At 63.5% G+C, this 17476-nt stretch carries 11 protein-coding genes; 6 read left to right on the forward strand and 5 right to left on the reverse strand.

The genetic code is table 11. The annotated features are described in order from the left end of the window. Window positions 1-30: 30 nt before the first annotated feature. The 3 genes from AAF358_06270 to AAF358_06280 all read left to right on the forward strand — a co-directional run bounded on the left by AAF358_06270 (window position 31) and on the right by AAF358_06280 (window position 2225). The gene (locus AAF358_06270) at window positions 31-573 is read left to right on the forward strand and encodes a hypothetical protein (protein MEM7705139.1); all 543 of its coding nucleotides are present in this window, start codon (window positions 31-33) and stop codon (window positions 571-573) included. A 166-nt stretch (window positions 574-739) separates the two neighbouring features. Then, the gene (locus AAF358_06275; protein ID MEM7705140.1) at window positions 740-1537 is read left to right on the forward strand and encodes a crotonase/enoyl-CoA hydratase family protein; all 798 of its coding nucleotides are present in this window, start codon (window positions 740-742) and stop codon (window positions 1535-1537) included. A gap of 4 nt (window positions 1538-1541) precedes the next feature. After that, entirely contained in the window at window positions 1542-2225 is a 684-nt protein-coding gene (locus tag AAF358_06280; GenBank protein ID MEM7705141.1) for a zinc metallopeptidase, read from the forward strand. A gap of 50 nt (window positions 2226-2275) precedes the next feature. Here AAF358_06280 and AAF358_06285 read toward each other — a convergent pair whose 3' ends face one another. Next, a complete protein-coding gene (locus AAF358_06285) occupies window positions 2276-7330 on the reverse strand; it encodes a choice-of-anchor Q domain-containing protein (protein ID MEM7705142.1) in 5055 nt (1684 codons plus the stop codon). 141 nt (window positions 7331-7471) lie between these two features. Here AAF358_06285 and AAF358_06290 point away from each other — a divergent pair, with 141 nt between their 5' ends. After that, window positions 7472-8509, forward strand: coding sequence for a putative zinc-binding metallopeptidase (locus AAF358_06290; protein MEM7705143.1), 1038 nt, complete (start codon window positions 7472-7474; stop codon window positions 8507-8509). Between the two features lie 22 nt (window positions 8510-8531). On the opposite strand, the gene AAF358_06295 is transcribed toward AAF358_06290, so the two are convergent. Continuing rightward, on the reverse strand, window positions 8532-9281 hold the full coding sequence (locus tag AAF358_06295) for a hypothetical protein (protein ID MEM7705144.1): 750 nt from the start codon (window positions 9279-9281) through the stop codon (window positions 8532-8534). A 68-nt stretch (window positions 9282-9349) separates the two neighbouring features. Here AAF358_06295 and AAF358_06300 point away from each other — a divergent pair, with 68 nt between their 5' ends. Together AAF358_06300 and AAF358_06305 are read left to right on the forward strand one after the other, a co-directional pair. Continuing rightward, window positions 9350-10810, forward strand: coding sequence for a circularly permuted type 2 ATP-grasp protein (locus AAF358_06300; GenBank protein MEM7705145.1), 1461 nt, complete (start codon window positions 9350-9352; stop codon window positions 10808-10810). Then, window positions 10807-11769, forward strand: a complete 963-nt coding sequence (locus AAF358_06305; GenBank protein MEM7705146.1) for an alpha-E domain-containing protein — start codon at window positions 10807-10809, stop codon at window positions 11767-11769. The genes AAF358_06300 and AAF358_06305 overlap by 4 nt, the downstream gene beginning before the upstream one ends. 5 nt (window positions 11770-11774) lie before the next feature. Here the strand turns inward: AAF358_06305 and AAF358_06310 are convergent, their stop codons facing one another. The 3 genes from AAF358_06310 to AAF358_06320 are packed head-to-tail and all read right to left on the reverse strand — an operon-like array spanning window position 11775 to window position 17380. Beyond that, on the reverse strand, window positions 11775-13529 hold the full coding sequence (locus AAF358_06310) for a DUF2207 domain-containing protein (protein ID MEM7705147.1): 1755 nt from the start codon (window positions 13527-13529) through the stop codon (window positions 11775-11777). After that, complete coding sequence (locus AAF358_06315; GenBank protein MEM7705148.1) at window positions 13526-14074, reverse strand: LemA family protein; 549 nt, start codon at window positions 14072-14074, stop codon at window positions 13526-13528. Before AAF358_06315 ends, AAF358_06310 begins: the two co-directional genes overlap by 4 nt. Before the next feature lie 6 nt (window positions 14075-14080). Beyond that, window positions 14081-17380, reverse strand: a complete 3300-nt coding sequence (locus tag AAF358_06320) for a hypothetical protein (GenBank protein MEM7705149.1) — start codon at window positions 17378-17380, stop codon at window positions 14081-14083. Between the last annotated feature and the right edge of the window lie 96 nt (window positions 17381-17476).

The following is a 17476-nucleotide window of genomic DNA, read 5'->3' on the forward strand; positions in this document are numbered from 1 at the left end:
GGGTTACTCTTGGCGGTGGAGGTGTGGTGCATGAGCATTACAGGATTTGGCGAAACTGACAGCGGCCAGAGGCCCTGTTACACTGCCGAACAGCATAATCACAAAGCGAATACGGGAATTATTACTTCGGTATCGGCTATTTATCCCCATAAGCCGGTCGGCTGGACCCCAGCGGACGAATCCCCCGACGACAAAATTCGCGCCTACACACCTTCGACCCACCTGATCTCAGCTTCCCCGGTTTGCGTGCCGACGTTTAGCAACCAGGACCAGTTGGCCCGGAACTTGCTTGAGTTCAGACATTTCCACGTCATGTCGAGAGTACCAGCTATGAAAAGCGACCCACATCCCACAGACGGGTGCGATCTGGCAGGACAGGGAGGTAACAGCCTTCTGCTGACGGCTTTAGCCGTTGCGGTAGGCAGCGCAGCAGGATTGCTGCTGGTTCCCGTGTTCTTGGGAATCCTGATGCTGGCGGCCATTCCGCTGGCGGCATCCAGATTGACCCATTGGCTGTCAGGCGAGGTAACGTCTCCTCGCGCCGAAAAAACGCCTCTAACGCCAAAATTTTGACGGATAGCCGGCCTCCGGGCCGGCGTCGCAACATTCTGGCGCCTGGCTTCACCTGCTGCTGCTGCACGCGCGGCAGCGCGCTGCTCTCCGACCACCGCGAGTAACACCTACTGTGCATACCTTCGGCTCGGTACAATACGACTTTTCCGCTTGAGTCTTGCTTCCCATGACCGAAACCGTTTCCGTCGACTTCGCTGACGGTATTGCCCACGTTCGTCTCAACCGACCCGAAAAACACAATGCGCTCAATATGGCGCTGTTCCGCGATCTGGAGGAGACCCTGGGGACTCTGGCGCAGCAGCCTGGCCTGCGGGTGGTCGTCCTTTCTGGTGAAGGGCCGTCCTTCTGCGCCGGCATCGATCTCCACAGCCTGGCGGCCCAGCCGGACCAGCTGCAGGAGATGCACCGGCTGCTGAGCGACACGGACCCCCACGGCTCAAACATCTATCAACGGGTTTGCATTGGCTGGCAGCGTCTACCGGTCCCGGTTATTGCCGCGATCACCGGCCACTGTTACGGCGGCGGCATGCAGATCGCGCTGGGCTGCGACGTCCGGATCGCCGCGCCGGAAGCCAAGTTTTCGATCATGGAAATTCGCTGGGGCATCATCCCGGACATGGGCGCCACCGTGACCACCCGGTCGCTGCTGCGCTATGACCAGCTGCTGGAGCTAACGCTGAGCGGTCGAGTGGTCGAGGCCCCCGAGGCCCTCACGCTGGGTTTGATCACCCGCACCGCACCCGACGCCCTCAGTGCTGCGCAGGAGATGGCCAGCGCGATTGCGAACAAGTCACCCGACGCGGTCCGAGCCGCCAAGTCTTTGTTTCTAAGCACGCGCGAGCTGGGTGAGGTCGAAGCGCTAGCGCTGGAGGCCAAGGTCCAGACGGGGCTGATGGGCCAACCCAACCAGATGGAGGCCGTGATGGCAGGGATGGCCAAACGCGAGCCCCGCTTCACCGACTGACCCCATGCACTTTCTCGTGATCGCCGCGCTGGTGCTGGGCCTGATCTACGGGCCCGGCCTCTGGGTTAAGCGGGTCATGCAGCGCTACAGCCGCCCGGCCGACCGCTACCCGGGGACCGGGGCGGAGCTCGCCCGGCACCTGCTGGATGGCCTGCACATGAAAAACGTGACGGTAGAGAGAACCGAGGCGGGGGATCACTACGACCCCCAGGACAAGGCGGTGCGCCTGACCGAATCGGTCCACGACGGGCGCAGCCTGACCGCCATCACCGTGGCCGCCCATGAGGTTGGCCACGCGCTGCAGGACCGAGATCGCTACCCTGCTCTGCTTTGGAGAACCCGGCTGGTGAAGATGGCCATTCCGCTGCAGAAAGCGGGTGCCGCGATCCTGGTGGCCGCACCGTTTGTGACCCTGCTGACCAAGGCCCCCGGCACCGGGCTGCTGATGATTGCTGGCGGCCTGCTGAGCCTGACAACCACCACCTTAATCCACCTGATCACGCTGCCGACCGAGCTCGACGCCAGCTTTCGGCGCGCCATGCCCCTGCTCGTCCACGGCGAGATCCTCAAGCCGGTGGATCGGCCCCATGCGCACCGGCTGTTGACCGCGGCCGCGTTGACCTACGTGTCCAGCTCACTGATCAGCCTGCTCAATATCGGCCGCTGGTGGGCGATCCTCCGACGTTAAGAGTGACGCAGCACCCACGCGTGGACCGCGCGGGCGGCCGCCACAACCACTCAGTTCTCGAACGAGTCGGCAAAAACCAGGTCGGTATCTACGCCGCCCACCTCAACGGCACCCACGTCACAGTCCGGATCGTTGCGGGCAAAGGTCCGCTGGTCCATGCCGGGACAGCTCGTGTTGTCCGCGCCACCGATGGCGGGACTCCCGGCCAGCGGTAGGTGGGTGAGCGTTGGCCCACCGTTGTCGGCCAGCGGCCCTAGCAGCGGGTCGACGTCGAGGCTGGAGTTGGTGGTGGTGCCGGTGACTGTGGCGCCTGCGGTGTCGCTGATAATCAGAAAGTCGCCGCTGGTCAGGGCGCCCTGAAAATCGTTGCCGGCGGCACCGACGTTGCCGCCGATAATGGTGTTGTCGGCATTGACGCTGCCCGACCCGTCGCTGTTGACGCCACCGCCTGGCCCGCTGGCATTGTTGTTGGCCACGGTGACAAAAGACAGGTTGACCGCCGCCGCATCGTTAAAAATGCCGCCCCCGTCACCGCCGGTGTTGCTCGAGACCGTGCTGTTCACCAGGGTCACGGTGCCCGCCTCCAGCGCCAGCCCGCCGCCGTTGGTGCTGCCGGTGTTGCCGGTGATCGCGCTCATGTCCACGGTGAGGCTGCCGCTGCCCGTAGACCCCGCGTCTACGAAAACGCCGCCGCCAAACGGGGCCTCGTTTCCATCGACGCCGGTGGTGGTGAGATTGAGGACCCCTCCGCCTGACAGCCACAGGCCGCCGCCTTCATTGGCGGCCGTGTTGCCACTGATGGTGCTCGAGCTGAAGGACGTGCTGCCGGGGCCCGTAATGTGCAGCATGCCCCCATTCACGCCGGCGCTGTTCTGGCTGGCGGTGACCTCGGTGAGGGACGCCACCCCTTCGTTTTCCACCGCACCACCAGCGCGAGCGGCGGAGTTGTCGGTGAACTGCACGTTGTTGACCTGCAGCGTGGCGCCGGCGGCATTTAGAATTCCGCCGCCGTTGCCGCTCCCCGAGTCCGCCGTATTGGCGCTGATGACGCTGTCGCGAATCGTCACGCTGCCGCCGGTGACGTTGGCGACGCCACCGCCGCCGTCGTCCGCCTCCGCGGGTCCTGCGGCGTCATTGCTGTCCAGCGTGACGTCGGTGAGCGTGACGGTGCCGCCGTTGTTGAACACACCGCCACCGCCCTGGATGTCAGCCGCCGCGTTGGCGGCGTTGGCCACGTTGTCCGCAATTTGGGTGGCCTCGACGCTCAGGCTGCCACCCGCGTCGTTCCACAGGCCACCCCCCTCCTGGTCAGCGGTGTTGTTGGTTACGGTGGAAGCGAGTATCGACAGCGTGCTGACGCTGCCGCCGACCGGGTCCGTCACGTGCACTGCTCCCCCGTTCCCCGGGCTGGCGCCGGTCACGTTGGCATCGAAAATCACGCCGTCGACCAGCACGTCCGAATTGCGGGCGTTAGCTGTGGTGATTTCCAGGCCGCCGCCGGCACGCACGGCGCTGTTGCCGGAAACGCTGCCGTCAGCCAGCGACAGGCTGCCGCCGTCATTGAGAATGCCACCGCCGGAACCGGCGACGCCGTCAGCGATATTGCTGTCGATCGTCGCGCTGGCGATCGTGACCTGTCCGCCATTGTTGAAGACGCCACCGCCACCCTGGTCCGGGCTGTCGCCGCCGGCCACATTGCCGGTGATGGTGCTGCCGCCGATGATCAGGGTACCCCCAACATCGTTCCAAACCCCGCCTCCTTCAGCAGCGGCGCTATTGTCGGTAAGTGCGCCGCCGACCAGGGTCAGGAGGCTGGCGGGCCCGCTCGCGATGTCCGTCACGTGAATCCCGCCGCCATTGCCGGGGCTGGCGCCGGTCGTGTTTTGATCGAAGGTGGTGTTCGCGACGGTCACGGTGGAAGCGCGAGCGTTGGCCGTCGTGATTTCCAGTCCGCCGCCGGCCCGCATCGCCGTGTTGGTTGAGATCGTCAGGCCCGTCAGATTCAACGTGCCGCCGTCGTTCAGCAGCCCACCGCCGGAGCCGGCAGCGCCATCCGCGACGTTGCTGCTGACAACCACGCCGGTCAGCGTAGCGGTTCCGCCGTTGTTGAAGAATCCGCCACCGCCCTGATCCGCACCGTCACCGCTGGCGGTGTTGCCGCTGAGCGTACTGGCGCTGACATTCATCACGCCGTTCGCGTCGTTCCATAGCGCGCCGCCTTCAGCAGCCGCCGTGTTGCTGGCGTAGGTTCCGCCGTCGACGGTCACCGTCGCCGCCATGCCCGTAACCGGCGCCGTGACGTGAATGGCGCCGCCGTTCCCGGGGGCGCCGCCCGTGGCGTTGCCGCGAAAGTCCGTTTGATCGACCGCGAGGCTGGCCTCTGCCTCTACGGCCCGAAGTTCGACACCACCACCGGCCCGCGCGGCACTGTTGCCGGAAATCCGGCCGCCCGTGATCTCAAATGAGCCGCCGACGCTCAAAACGCCACCGCCGCTCCCCGAGCCGACGCTCGCCGTGTTGTCGGTGATAATCGTGCCTCGAAGCGTCACCGACCCCGGATTGCTGCGGGCGTCGTTCAGCACGCCGCCGCCGCCGTCATCAGCTCCCAGAACGCCGTTGACCTCGTTGCCGCTGATCGTCGCGTCCGTCACGCTGACCCGTCCGCCGTTGTTGAAAACACCGCCGCCGCCCTGCACGTCCCCGACCGCGTTGGCGGCCGTCGCACGGTTGAGCGACACGTTTGTACCGGTGATTTGAAGCGTGCCACCCGCGTCATTCCAGACGCCGCCGCCTTCTTCATTAGCGATATTTTCGGTAATTGAGCCTGCATTGATCGTGAACGTGCTTGCATTGTCTCCGATCGGGTCAGACACATGTACGCCGCCACCGTTGCCAGGCGAAATTCCTGTCGTGTTGAGCGAAACGGTCACGCCATCGAGCAAGATCACCGAATCACGCAGATTTCGCGTGTTCGCTTCGATTCCACCGCCGGCACGAACGGCCGAGTTGTCGGACACAGTTCCACCGGTAACGGTCAGTCGGCCCCCATCGTTCAGAATACCGCCGCCGGAGCCCGCGCTGCCGTCCGCCGCGTTGCCGTCGATCGTCGCCGCGCTGATCGTGACCACCCCACCGTCGTTAAACACGCCGCCGCCACCCTGGTCCGAGCTGCTGCCGCTGGCCGTATTGCCTGTGATAACCGTGCCGCTGAGGTCGAGCGTGCCGCCGACCGCGTTCCACAGGCCGCCGCCTTCAGCGGATGCCGTGTTGCCGGTAAAGGAGCCGTCCGTCACGATGACCGTCACCTCAAAGGTGTCGCCGGCCGGATCGGTCACGTGGAGGCCGCCACCATTTCCGGGCGAGCCGCCGGTAGCGTTGTTCGCCACCACAACCCCGGCCAGGTTGGCACCCGCGTTGTCGATGGCCGCCGCTACCTCCAGGCCGCCGCCGGCTCTAACCGAGGTGTTTCCGGAGATCGAGCCCCCGGTCGCGCCAACGATCCCACCCACCGACAGGATCCCGCCGCCGGACCCTAAGGCGCCGTCAGCGATATTGGTGTCGATCGTGGCGGAGGTCAGTGTGACCGTGCCGCCGTTGTTGAAAATTCCGCCACCGCCCTGATCGGCACCCGCTCCGCTCGCGGTGTTGCCGGTGATGGCGCTGCCGTCGATGGTCAGCGTGCCGCCGGCGTCGTTCCACAGGCCCCCGCCCTCTTCGCTGGCGATGTTGCCGGAGAACGCACCGCCGGTGACGGTCATGTCGCTGGCGTTGGCGTCACCGGACGGATCAGTCACGTGTACCCCGCCGCCGTTGCCCGGTGCGGGTCCGGTTCGATTAGTGGAAAAAGTGACGTCCTGGAGCAGGGTGTCAGAATCGCGACCGTTGGTCGTGGTAGCCTCAAGGCCGCCGCCAGCCCGGCTGGCCGAGTTGCCGCTGATCGCGCCGCCGGCGACCATTAGCATCCCGCCGTCATTCAGGATGCCCCCACCGGAGCCAGCCGCACCGTCAGCGGTGTTGCCATCTACCGTGGTGTTGACGACAGTCAGGTTGCCGCCGTTATTGAACAGCCCCCCGCCACCCTGGTCGGCTGCGGCGCCGCTGGCGGTATTGCCGGTGATCGTTGCCCCGGTCACGCTCATGACGCCTGTAGCGTCGTTCCAAAGCCCGCCACCCTCGGCGCCGGCGATGTTGCCGGTAAAGCTACCGCCGCTGACGTCGACACTCGCTATGGCACCGGAGCTCGGCGCGGTGACGTGAATCGCACCGCCGTTACCCGGCGACAAGCCCGCGTCATTTTCGTCAAAGCTGACGCCGTCGATTGTGACGGTCGCCTGGGCCGTCGCGGCGCTGACTTCCAGCGCCCCGCCTGCACGACTCGCAAGATTACGGGCAAAGTCGCCGCCGGTGACGTCAAGCGAACCGCCGCTCATGTGGATGGCACCGCCGCTGCCGGCAACCCCGCTCGCCTGGTTATCGCTGAAGCTGGCGCCGTCAGCGATCGTGATCGTGCCGCCCAGGCCATAGATGGCGCCTCCACCCTCAGCCGCGCTCAGGCCGCTGGCGACGTTGTTGCTGAACACGCCACCGGAGATCTCCAGCGTGGCGGAACCGACGTAGATACCGCCGCCGCTGGAGTCAGCAGTAGAGGCGTCGATCGAAACGTTGGTGAGCATCACCTGCTCGCTGTCTGCAAGAAAAATGGCGCCGCCGTTGACTCCGACGCTGCCGCCGGTGCCACCCGCAGCGAGCTGCAGGTCGTTGATCATCACAATCTCGTCAGCGGCGGTATCGATATTGAAGATCCGAAACTGCCCGGCGCCGTTGATGGCAAGCCCCGGCACGTTAGATCCATCGATGATGACGTCGTCGCTGATCACCGGCAGCTCCGAGGCCAGCGTAATCACGCTGTTGGCCGGCAGATTGAAGACGATAATGTCGAGCGGATCGGCGCTGGCATTGGCCTGAGTGATCGCGGTCCGGAGGGTTGTGCTGACGCCAACCGGGTCGCCAGGGTCATCCACGGTAAAGGTTGCGGCGCCGGCAAGAGAAACGTAGCCGAAGGTGAGAAGGGGGAGGAGTGAAGCACGCAAGGCGGTCGCTTTCATAAAATACCCCGATGTTGAGTGGAATTATTACGTATAGCTTATTGGAGGTTAGCGGGTTGTTAAGAGAATTCCATCACTGTTCTCAGCGGCCAAAACCGTGCATTGTGGCAACCTGATCGTCCGACGGATGGATGTCTCTCGGTGAAACCCTTTTCCTGTGTATGCGGCAATCGGCTGCATTTCGAAAACACCCGGTGCCTGGCCTGCGGGCGTACGGTGGGCTACGACCCGGCCACGCGGGAGATGCGGCCGGCTGAGTCGCCCCTGCGCTATTGCAGCAACGGGCTGGAGCATGGCGTCTGTAACTGGCTGCTGCCCCAAGACTCCCCGAGCGATCGCTGCTGGGCGTGCAACCTCAACCAGGTCATTCCCAACCTCTCCGACCCGGATAATCTCCGGCTTTGGGGTCGGCTGGAGGCGGCGAAGAAACGGCTGCTCTACACGCTTGAGCAGCTCGAGCTACCGCTCATCACGGACGCGTCACAGCCCGGGGCGCTCGCCTTCCGTTTTATGGCGGACAGCCTCGACTATTCGGAGGGCGCGCTGGGCAGCCCTGTGTATACCGGCCATGATCGTGGCGTCATCACCATCAATCTCAAGGAGGCTGATGCCGGCGCCCGGGAGACGATGCGCGAGGCGATGAACGAGCCCTACCGGACCCTCCTCGGGCATTTTCGGCACGAGATTGGCCACTATTTCTGGGATCAGCTGATTCGTACCAGCAGCTGGCTGAATGAGTTTCGAGCGCTGTTCGGCGACGAGACGCTCGACTATGAGGCCGCCCTGCGAGACCACTACAGCAACCTCAGCGACTCAAGCTGGCGACAGGAGTACGTCAGCGCCTACGCCAGCGCTCATCCCTGGGAAGACTGGGCGGAAACCTGGGCCCACTATCTACATATGTTCGATGGCCTGGAGACCGCCCACGCCATGGGTTTTGAGGTGGCGCACCGACCCGTCGGTTCGCCGCTGCCGCCGCAGGCTGAAGCCTTCAGCGTGCAGCCCTGGAGCCCTCACTATCCCAACTTTGGTCAGATGGTCGACGACTGGCAGCAGCTGACGCTGGCGCTCAACGCGATGAACCGCAGCATGGGCCTTAGTGATACTTACCCCTTTACGCTCACCGAACCGGTGATCGAGAAACTCGATTTTGTGCACCGGGTGATCAACGACCTCTAGCGGGGCACGGATCCTCCCGGGCTCATGCGTCCGGCGCTTTTCCGCTGTCCTCCCAGTCGAAAGCGGGCAGCACGGAGAAACTTTGCTCCAGCGCCTCACCCCACTGATCGCAGAGCCGAACGAAGTGAGGGTCATCCCGGTCGAAGCTCAGCGTGCGGGTGAGCTGGAGGCGATCGCGTTCGTAATAGGCCACTTCGAACGGCGGGCCGACAGACACATTACTGCGCCGCGTCGAATCGATCGACACGAGCGCCAGGCGCGCCGCGTCATCCAGCGACAGGCCCTTGTGAACCAGGCGATCCAGGATCGGCTTGCCGTATTTGGTCTCTCCGATCTGCAGAAAGGGGGCGCTGCTCGAGGCCTGAATGTAGTTCCCTTCGGGGTAGATGAGATAGAGCCGCGGCGGCTGGCCCTGAATCTGCCCGCCAAGGATGAAGCTCGCCCGCGTGTTGACGCTGCTCTGATCGGGGCCGGTCAGACTCTGCGCCCGCCGGCTGATCTGGCCGATGTATTCCGCGGCGTCGAACATATAGTCGAGCTTGTGCAGATTCACTTTGGACCGGCTGTCCTCCAGGTCGCGCTGCAGCCGGTTGGAGACCGCCTGGGTGGTCGCCAGGTTGCCGGCGCTGAGCAGAACCAGGGTACGGTCCGGAGCATCGTCGAAAATCCGTAGCTTGCTGTAGGTATTGATATGGTCCACACCGGCATTGGTGCGAGAATCGGACGCGAGCAGAAGGCCCGAATCCACTTTCAGGGCAAGACAGTAGGTCATGGGGGTCAGCAGATGTTTGCTCGATAAATGCTGGCACGACGTTCACCGGTATGCAAGCATGCCCCGGTATGGCCATTGACTGGAAAGACTACCAATCACCCGATTGCTTCGATGAATTGATCCTGCCGAGCGGGCGGGCCAGAGCGGGCGCGGGCACGCTGTGTCGAACCTTTGCCGGGATGAATGCACACGAGCTTAAGGAACGAAAAGCCGCCGCTGAGCTTGCGATCCGTACCATGGGCATTACCTTCACCGTCTACAACGACGTCGAAGGCTCAATCGACCGCGAATGGCCATTCGACATCATTCCCCGAATCATCCAGGCCGCTGAGTGGGACGAGATTGAGCGGGGACTCAAGCAGCGGGTCAAGGCGCTCAACCAGTTCATCGACGACGTATACCACGACCAGCAGATCATGAACGATGGCGTAGTCGATCCGGCAGTCATCGCCAACAGCAAAGACTATCGACCCGAGTGCCGAGGCATCTCGCCGCCCCACGGCATCTGGTCTCACGTGTGCGGTAGCGACCTGGTCCGGGACGAAAATGGCGACGTATATGTGCTCGAGGACAATCTCCGGGTCCCGTCGGGCGTTGCCTACATGCTGGAAAACCGGCAGGTGATGAAGCGGGTCCTGCCGGAGCTGTTTGCTGAATACCTGATCCGACCGGTGGATGATTATCCGACGCAGCTTTACGAGACACTCTGTTCCCTGACGCCCGAGGCACAGCCAAACATTGCCGTGCTAACGCCGGGAATCTACAACTCCGCCTACTTCGAGCATGCCTATCTTGCGCAGGAGATGGGCGCGCTGCTGGTCGAGGGCAGCGATCTGACCGTAGGCCGCGATCGAAAGGTTTACGCACGCACCATCAGCGGACTGACTCGGATCCACGTCATCTACCGGCGGATTGACGATCTGTTTCTCGACCCCAAGGTGTTTCGGGCCGACTCGATGCTGGGCGTTCCCGGACTGATGAGCGCCTGGCAGGCTGGCCACGTGGCGCTGGCTAACGCACCCGGCTGCGGCGTCGCTGATGACAAGCTCGTCTATACCTACGTACCGGACATGATCCGCTATTACCTGAACGAGGAACCCATCCTGGCCAACGTGCCGTCCTATCGCTGTAACGTTAGAGACGAACGGGACTACGTGGTGAATAACCTGGACAAGCTCGTGGTCAAGCCCGTCAGCGAGTCCGGCGGCTACGGAATGCTCATTGGACCGAAAGCCAAGGTCAAGGAACGCCAGGAATTTGCCGACAAGATTCGGCGGAACCCGCGTAATTTTATCGCGCAACCCATGCTGTCGCTGTCCACCGCCCCGGCGGTAATCGGCGCCAAGGCTGAACCGAGGCATCTGGATCTGCGGCCGTTTATCCTCAGCGGCGCCGACACGGCGGTGACCGCCGGTGGCCTCACCCGCGTGGCCATGGTCAAAGGTTCCATCGTGGTCAACTCCTCGCAAGGCGGCGGGAGCAAAGACACCTGGATTGTCGGCGGAACGACCGAGGGAGACGAGGCGTGAGCTTGTCCCCGATGCTGTCGCGCGTTGCCGATCGGGTCTACTGGCTCGCGCGCTACCTTGAGCGGGTGGAAAACACGGCGCGGCTGATCAACGTGACGACGGACCTGATGCTCGACCTGCCCACAACGGGGCATGACGGCTGGTCGACGCTAATCGATATTACCGGCAGCAGCCCACACTTCGATCGCGCCGACGCATCCAACCAGGAACAGGCGGTGTGTCGATTCCTGTTGAGCGAACGGGACAACCCGGGATCGCTCATCAGCTCGCTGGCCGGAGCTCGGGAAAACGCGCGGACAATCCGCGAGATTATGCCGACGGAGACCTGGGAGCTGATCAATGCCGCGCATCTTTACGCGCGGGACAATCTCACGGGCCAACTGTCGCGATCCGCGCGAGCCGCTCACCTTCGACGGTTAATCGGGTTGGGTCAGCAGCTCAGTGGGCTGCTGGAGAACAGTCTCAGTCGCGGTGATGCCTACGAGTTTCGTCGGCTGGGCAGCAACCTGGAGCGGGCCGACATGACCACTCGAATCATCGACGTTCGCGCCGCCAGCGAGGTACAGGCCGATTCGCCGGCATCGCGTCAGGGGTACTGGCGCGGCATCCTGCGCTCGCTGTCAGCCGACTCCGCCTATCGTCGACGGATGCAGGCCACCATCTCCCGGGATTCGGTACTCGACTTCCTGCTGCACGACGCCAGCTACCCTCGGTCGCTCGAATTCTGTGTCGCGCAGATGGGTCTCGCGCTGAAGCAGCTGCCCCGCAATCGGCGTGCGTTAGCTTACTGTCGAGAGCTCAGCAAACACTTCTCGCGCGACGTCGAGCGCCTCGCAAGAGACTCGGCGCTCAGCCAGTATCTGGACCGCTGTCAGGTTTACCTCGGTCAGCTGCATGAGCTGATCGCTCTGACCTATTTCAGCCTCGACGGCCACCGGCGCAGCCGTCAGCAGCAGTAGGTTTACTACCAGCCGCCGCCCCCACCGCCGCCGCCGCCGCCGCCGGAAAACCCGCCGCCGCCGGAGCCACCGCTAGAGCTCGATCCAGGCGGAACGGACGATGACGAGATGGCGCTGCCCAGCGCGCTGCCTAGCGAGTTGACGCTGCTCGTGATACCGCTTGACGACAGGTCACCCTGGCTGGAATACCAGCCCCGATGCTTGAGCTGACCGGCTTCCTGAAGCCGTGCCAGTTCACTTTCGAAGCGATCGACCCACGTACTGGCGCAGTCGAGCGCCACGGCATACGGCAGCTGCTTCTCAAACTCTTCGAAGGTGGGTAGCGGCTCCTTCTGCCGCTCGAGGTCGGGCCGTTCGGCCACGCCCAGATATAGCCGCAGGCCTTCGATATGGTCGAGGAGTTTGCGTCCATGCATGGTCGGTGCTTCCATCCAACGAAAAAAGAGCACGTTGGTGATCACCAGCATGGCGATGACAATTGCCATATAGGCACCGGCATAGCGACTGAAAACGAACATCAGCAGTGCCGCCAGAATCGATAGAACCACGCCCCGCCCCAACACACTACCGTTCAGGCTGAAGTAGCGTTGGCCATAGTCGCTGACCAGCGAGCGTTTGTGGTTCTTCAGAGCGCTTCGGATCTTGCTATGGTTTTTGTTTTCGAACTTCAGGCGGGTCTTGCGGTGACCCAGCAGCCGGTCCAACAGCACCTGCTCTCCGGGCGCGAGCGGAAATTTCCCGCCCTGCTCCGGCGTTCGCTGGACGGAAAACATCCGATTGAGCCACCCGTCACTGCGGCGAATGTTGAGTTCGCCTTTAACCGCCAGATTGACCAGCGCGGCGCTGAAACAACCCGAATCATATTTTCGTCGCCAAATGTAGCGCAGCGCCGCCGGCGAATAGCCGTCCGGCGCCGTATACCGCGGAATAATGATGCCGGCCTTCGGATCTTTTCCCACCCGTTGCCAGGAGAAAAGATAGAACCCCAGCACCGCCAGCCAACCGCCGCCGCCAGCCAGCATGCCCGCGTTGTTTTCCAGCAGCCGGGCGGCTTTGGCCGCGCCGCTGGGCTCGATGAGGATCCCCTTGGGGAAACCGACACCGATGGTCAGGCCCTGCCGCGGACCCAGCTCGCGCGTGGTTTCAAACAACACTTCGCCGCTGGGCAATCGCTGAGCCGTTGCGTCACTGCGGGTGCTGCCGAATGGCCCGGTGTAGGCCGCCAGGCGCAAAGCTTCATCGGCTACCGACGCCGGGAGTCGGACCCGGGCGCTCGCAGCGGCAATTGAGAAGTCCCAGCCATTGCCGGTAACGTTCCAATACAGTTCATCAAAGTCTTCATAGAACCCCGCCTGGTGGTTGGTCCGATAGCGGATCTCATAGCTGTAGACGCCCGGCTCAAGCCACACGTCCTCACGGCCCAGGTACACGCGCACGCCGTTGCTGAGATTTTCGGTTCGGAAATTCTCGGCCTGACCGTCACGGCGGGCAGACAGCACATCGAAGTCGACGATCACCTCATTGCCCCAGCGATCCCGATAGCGCGTGGGAAAGTCGCGGAAGATGCCGCGGCGTATCGCATTCCCCTGAGCCCGCACGCGGATTGTCTCCGTGACCTCCATTGACCCGTCAGCGGCGAGCGCAATCACCGAGTCAAAGCGGAGAATCTTTTCCTGTGCCAGCGCGACATGAGTGGTCAGCAGCAGGCCCAGCATCAGCATCGATCCAGCAAGGGCCCGAAGGAACCCGCGGTGGCTCATGACAGACCCACCGTTGCAGCGGTTCTCGCATCAGCGTCAGCCTGGAAGTAGTCGGCCAGCTTGAAGCCGAACGACCCGGCGACCAGCTGATCCGGAAAGCGCTGCACCCGGTTGTTATATTCCCGGGTGGCGCCGTTATAGAAGCGCCTCGCGTATTGAAGCTTGTCTTCGATGTCGACGAGATCTTCGTTCAGCTCGAGGAAGCTGTCACCGGCCTTCAGGTCAGGGTAATCCTCAACCAGGAGCACCAGCCGCGAGATGGCGTCACCGAGCGCCTCCTCGCGCTCTCCCTTGTCGGCCACCTCCCCGGCACGCACCGCCAGGTCGCGGCTTTCCACCACCGCCTCCAGCGTCTCACGCTCGTGGCTTGCGGCGGCCTTGACCACCTTGACCAGCCGCGGAACCAGGTCGTGACGCCGCTGCAGCTGCACGTCGATATCCGCCCAGGCTGAAGCACACAGGTTGCGCGCATGCACCAGACCATTGAACAGCCACACGCTGGCGGCCAGGGCCAGCAGCAGCAGCGCCGCGAATAGCCAGCTCAACGCCGGTTACCGCGCACCGCCGGAAAACAGACCCAGCGGCGTCTGGCCCGCGGTGCTGGCAAATGGCTCGAGCGTCTCGCGCACAAACTCAGCGTAGTCGGCTTCCGCGGCACCAACGGCCGTCGCCGCCCGCTCCATATGGATCCGAGCCGTCGATGAGGGCTCACCGAGCGTCGAGCCAACATAAAACTGCGCGATACCCAGGACGCTGGTCAGCTTATCGTCGTCGAAGACAATGCCGCGGGTTTTTGCCGGCACCCGGACGCGCTTTTCCCAATCGTTCAGGGCTTCGAGCACCGAGTCTGCGGTCTCGAGCAGCGACTCATGCACATCCTCTTCTGCCCGTTGCGCGCGCTTGATTCGCGCCTGAATGACTTTGACATCATCGCGGGCGTGGACCACCTTCTCGGTCAACGTCACCAGCCGCTCTCTTAGCTCCTGAAGGCTGAGCTGCGCGGCGTAGTTGGCCTCGCGGCCGGCCAAGGAATAGTCGGCATGCGCGTCCGCCAGCACTTCGACGCTCGCGCGCTGCTCGATACCGTCGAAGGTCAGCACCACATCGTAGGTACCCGGCGGCACCTGCGGGCCGCGCGGCAAGCCGTCCTCCAGCTTGGCCGGCTCCGGGCCGGGCAGCGGACGGACCCCGTCAGCCCGCAGATCCCAGGTGATGCGGTTGATACCCTGGTGGACCTTAAAGCGACGGGTTCGCAGCAGTTTGCCGTCATCAGCGAAGACCCTTAGCTCCACCTTGGTTGGCTTGTCATCACCTTCTCCGGTGTCCGAATCACCCTCCTCGTCACCCGACGCTTCCGCCTTCGCCCGGCTCTCGGCATTGAGGCGCTCGCGCTCGGCATCCTGGTCCGGATGCGGCAGGTCGTCGCCAGCAACGACAAACGTCAGCAGAGCACCATAGGGCTCGTTGGGTGCTCGAAACTCCCCTGACCCGGTGAAACGACCGCCAGGCGTCTGGGCCCGCACGTACTGCTGGCCTGGGCCCGCGCTGAGCAGCGCAAAGCGTTGTGCCATCGTTCCATCGTCAAGCCCACGCAGCGCGCTATAGTCATCGATCACATAAACGCTGCGTCCGTGGGTACCCAGCACGAGGTCGTTTTCCCGGGCCTGGATGGCCATGTCCATCACTGAAACCGTGGGCACCCCCGCGCTGAAGCGATGCCAGTTTGCGCCGCCGGTGCTGCTGAAGTAGAGCCCAAACTCGGTGCCGAGAAACAGCAGCTCCGGGTCTATCGGATCCTGCTTGATCGACAGCGCGTAGCCTTCCAGGTTGTCGTCGCGGCTCAGCAGCCGCCAGCGAGCGCCATAGTTTTCGGCGCGGGCCACATAGGTTTTCATATCGGACCGGCGATGGTCGTCAAAAACCACAAAAGCCACCGCGGCATCATGCGGACTCGGTTCGATCATCGGCACCCAGGCCCCGGCCGGTACGCCGCGGACGTTGGTATCCACCCGGGTCCAGCTGGCCCCACCGTCGCGGGTCACGTGCACCCGTCCGTCGTCCGTGCCGACCCAGAGCACGCCCTCGGTCACGGGGCTCGGGGCAATGGCCACTATCGTGGTGAAGTTTTCCGCCGCGGTGACGTCGGGCGTCAGACCGCCGGACTCGCGATACGTCTGAAACGCCGGATTGTTGGTGGTCAGGTCCGGGCTGATCACCTCCCAGCTCGCGCCAAAGTCGACGCTTTTGTGCACAAACTGACTGCCGTAGTAGACGACGTCCGGATTGAACGGATCAATCGCGAGGGCCGCGTTCCAGTTGAAGCGGAGTTCGGTATCCGGCGTCGGTGGAGCGGGACGGATTAGCTGCTGCTCGCCGGAATCCAGACTCCAGCGATAGAGGGTACCGCCCTGAGACATGGAAAAGCCTCGCCGCGAATTGCGCGGGTCCGGCTGGGTGTCGAAGCCGTCACCGAAGCCGACCTCCTGCCAATGGAGATTGCGGATGCCCGCGTTTTCGCGGACCTCGGCCGGTCCCCGCCACGACCCGTTGTCCTGCAGCCCGCCGTAGACGTTGTACGGATCGTCGTTGTCCACCGCGATGTGATAGAACTGAGCCAGCGCCAGGTTTTCGACAAATCGCCAGGTTTCTCCCCGATCGCGGGTGACCGCGATACCTCCGTCATTGCCGAGGAGAATGTTCTCGGGGTTCGACGGATTGATCCAGAACGCGTGGTTGTCGATATGGACAAAGTTGCCCGGGCGACAGCAGTCCACCGCCTCGTTGTAGGTGAAACTTTTGCCGCCATCGACCGACACCCGTAGCCGGCTCTCAACGTTGTAAACCCGGTCCGGGTTCTGCGGGTCGGCGAACAGCTCGGTGTAGTAGAACGGCCGGATGGCCACGTTGTAATCGTCATTAACGGTTTTAAAAGTTCGTCCACCGTCGTCCGATCGCATCAACGCACTCTTCTTTGCTTCGACCAACACGTAGACGCGGCTGCTGTCCGCCGGCGATGGCGCTACCACCATCCTTCCCAGCTCACCTTTCGGCAGCCCATCCGCCGCGGTGCGCTGCTGCCAGCTGTCGCCACCATCGTGCGAAACATAGAGGCCGGAGCCCGGCCCGCCGGACTTAAACTGATAAGGCCAGCGTCGAAATTCCCACATCGCCGCGTAGAGTTTGTGTGGATTGGCCGGATCGAGCTTGACGTCGGTGGCACCGGTGCGCTCGTCGACGTAAAGGATCTTGTCCCAGGTTTTGCCCCCATCGATGGTGCGATAGACCCCGCGCGACTCGTTGGGGCCCCAGAGCGTTCCGAGGGCGGCGACGTAGGCCACATCAGGATTATCCGGATGCAGCGCGATACGGTCGATGCGCTCGGAGTCCTCAAGACCCATCTGTACCCAGGTCTCACCGCCGTCGACCGATTTGAAAATCCCGGCGCCGATCGAGGTTGAATTCCGAACGTTGCTCTCGCCGGTGCCCACCCAGATGATGTTCGGATTTTTTTGGTTAATCGCCAGCGCGCCGATCGACGTCACGGGCTGGTCGTCGAAAACCGGACGCCAGTTCAGGCCGCCATTTTCGGAGATCCACACTCCGCCGGTTCCCGCTCCGGCGACAATAAAGTTCGGATCGCTTGCCAGCGCATCGAGTGCCGAAATCCTGCCGGACATCGCAGCCGGACCGATGTTGCGCGCTTCCAGACCCGCCAGCAGCCGCGTGTCGAGCGCCAGCGTAGGCGCGCTGGCGAGCACCGCCGTTGCCAGCAGCCATAAGCGGGCCCCACGACCCTGACACACACGCAGAACTGCGCCGCAAACCGTCGCATTGAGGAAGGCTAGGACCATGGAAAAGACCTTTCGCGAAATGGAAAAAAGGTTGGGCAGCGTCCGGGGTTTTCCCGCGGATGTCAATCGCCACTCCCCGCTAAAACGGGGCGATAC

This window comes from Pseudomonadota bacterium (assembly GCA_039033415.1).
Taxonomy (GTDB): domain Bacteria; phylum Pseudomonadota; class Gammaproteobacteria; order Xanthomonadales; family SZUA-38; genus JANQOZ01.

Coding starts and splice junctions, on each gene's coding strand:
- AAF358_06275 (MEM7705140.1), top strand. CDS start 740: ATGACCGAAACCGTTTCCGTCGACTTCGCTGACGGTATTGCCCACGTT.
- AAF358_06320 (MEM7705149.1), bottom strand. CDS start 17,380: ATGGTCCTAGCCTTCCTCAATGCGACGGTTTGCGGCGCAGTTCTGCGT.
- AAF358_06310 (MEM7705147.1), bottom strand. CDS start 13,529: ATGAGCCACCGCGGGTTCCTTCGGGCCCTTGCTGGATCGATGCTGATG.
- AAF358_06270 (MEM7705139.1), top strand. CDS start 31: ATGAGCATTACAGGATTTGGCGAAACTGACAGCGGCCAGAGGCCCTGT.
- AAF358_06295 (MEM7705144.1), bottom strand. CDS start 9,281: ATGACCTACTGTCTTGCCCTGAAAGTGGATTCGGGCCTTCTGCTCGCG.
- AAF358_06280 (MEM7705141.1), top strand. CDS start 1,542: ATGCACTTTCTCGTGATCGCCGCGCTGGTGCTGGGCCTGATCTACGGG.
- AAF358_06300 (MEM7705145.1), top strand. CDS start 9,350: ATGGCCATTGACTGGAAAGACTACCAATCACCCGATTGCTTCGATGAA.
- AAF358_06285 (MEM7705142.1), bottom strand. CDS start 7,330: ATGAAAGCGACCGCCTTGCGTGCTTCACTCCTCCCCCTTCTCACCTTC.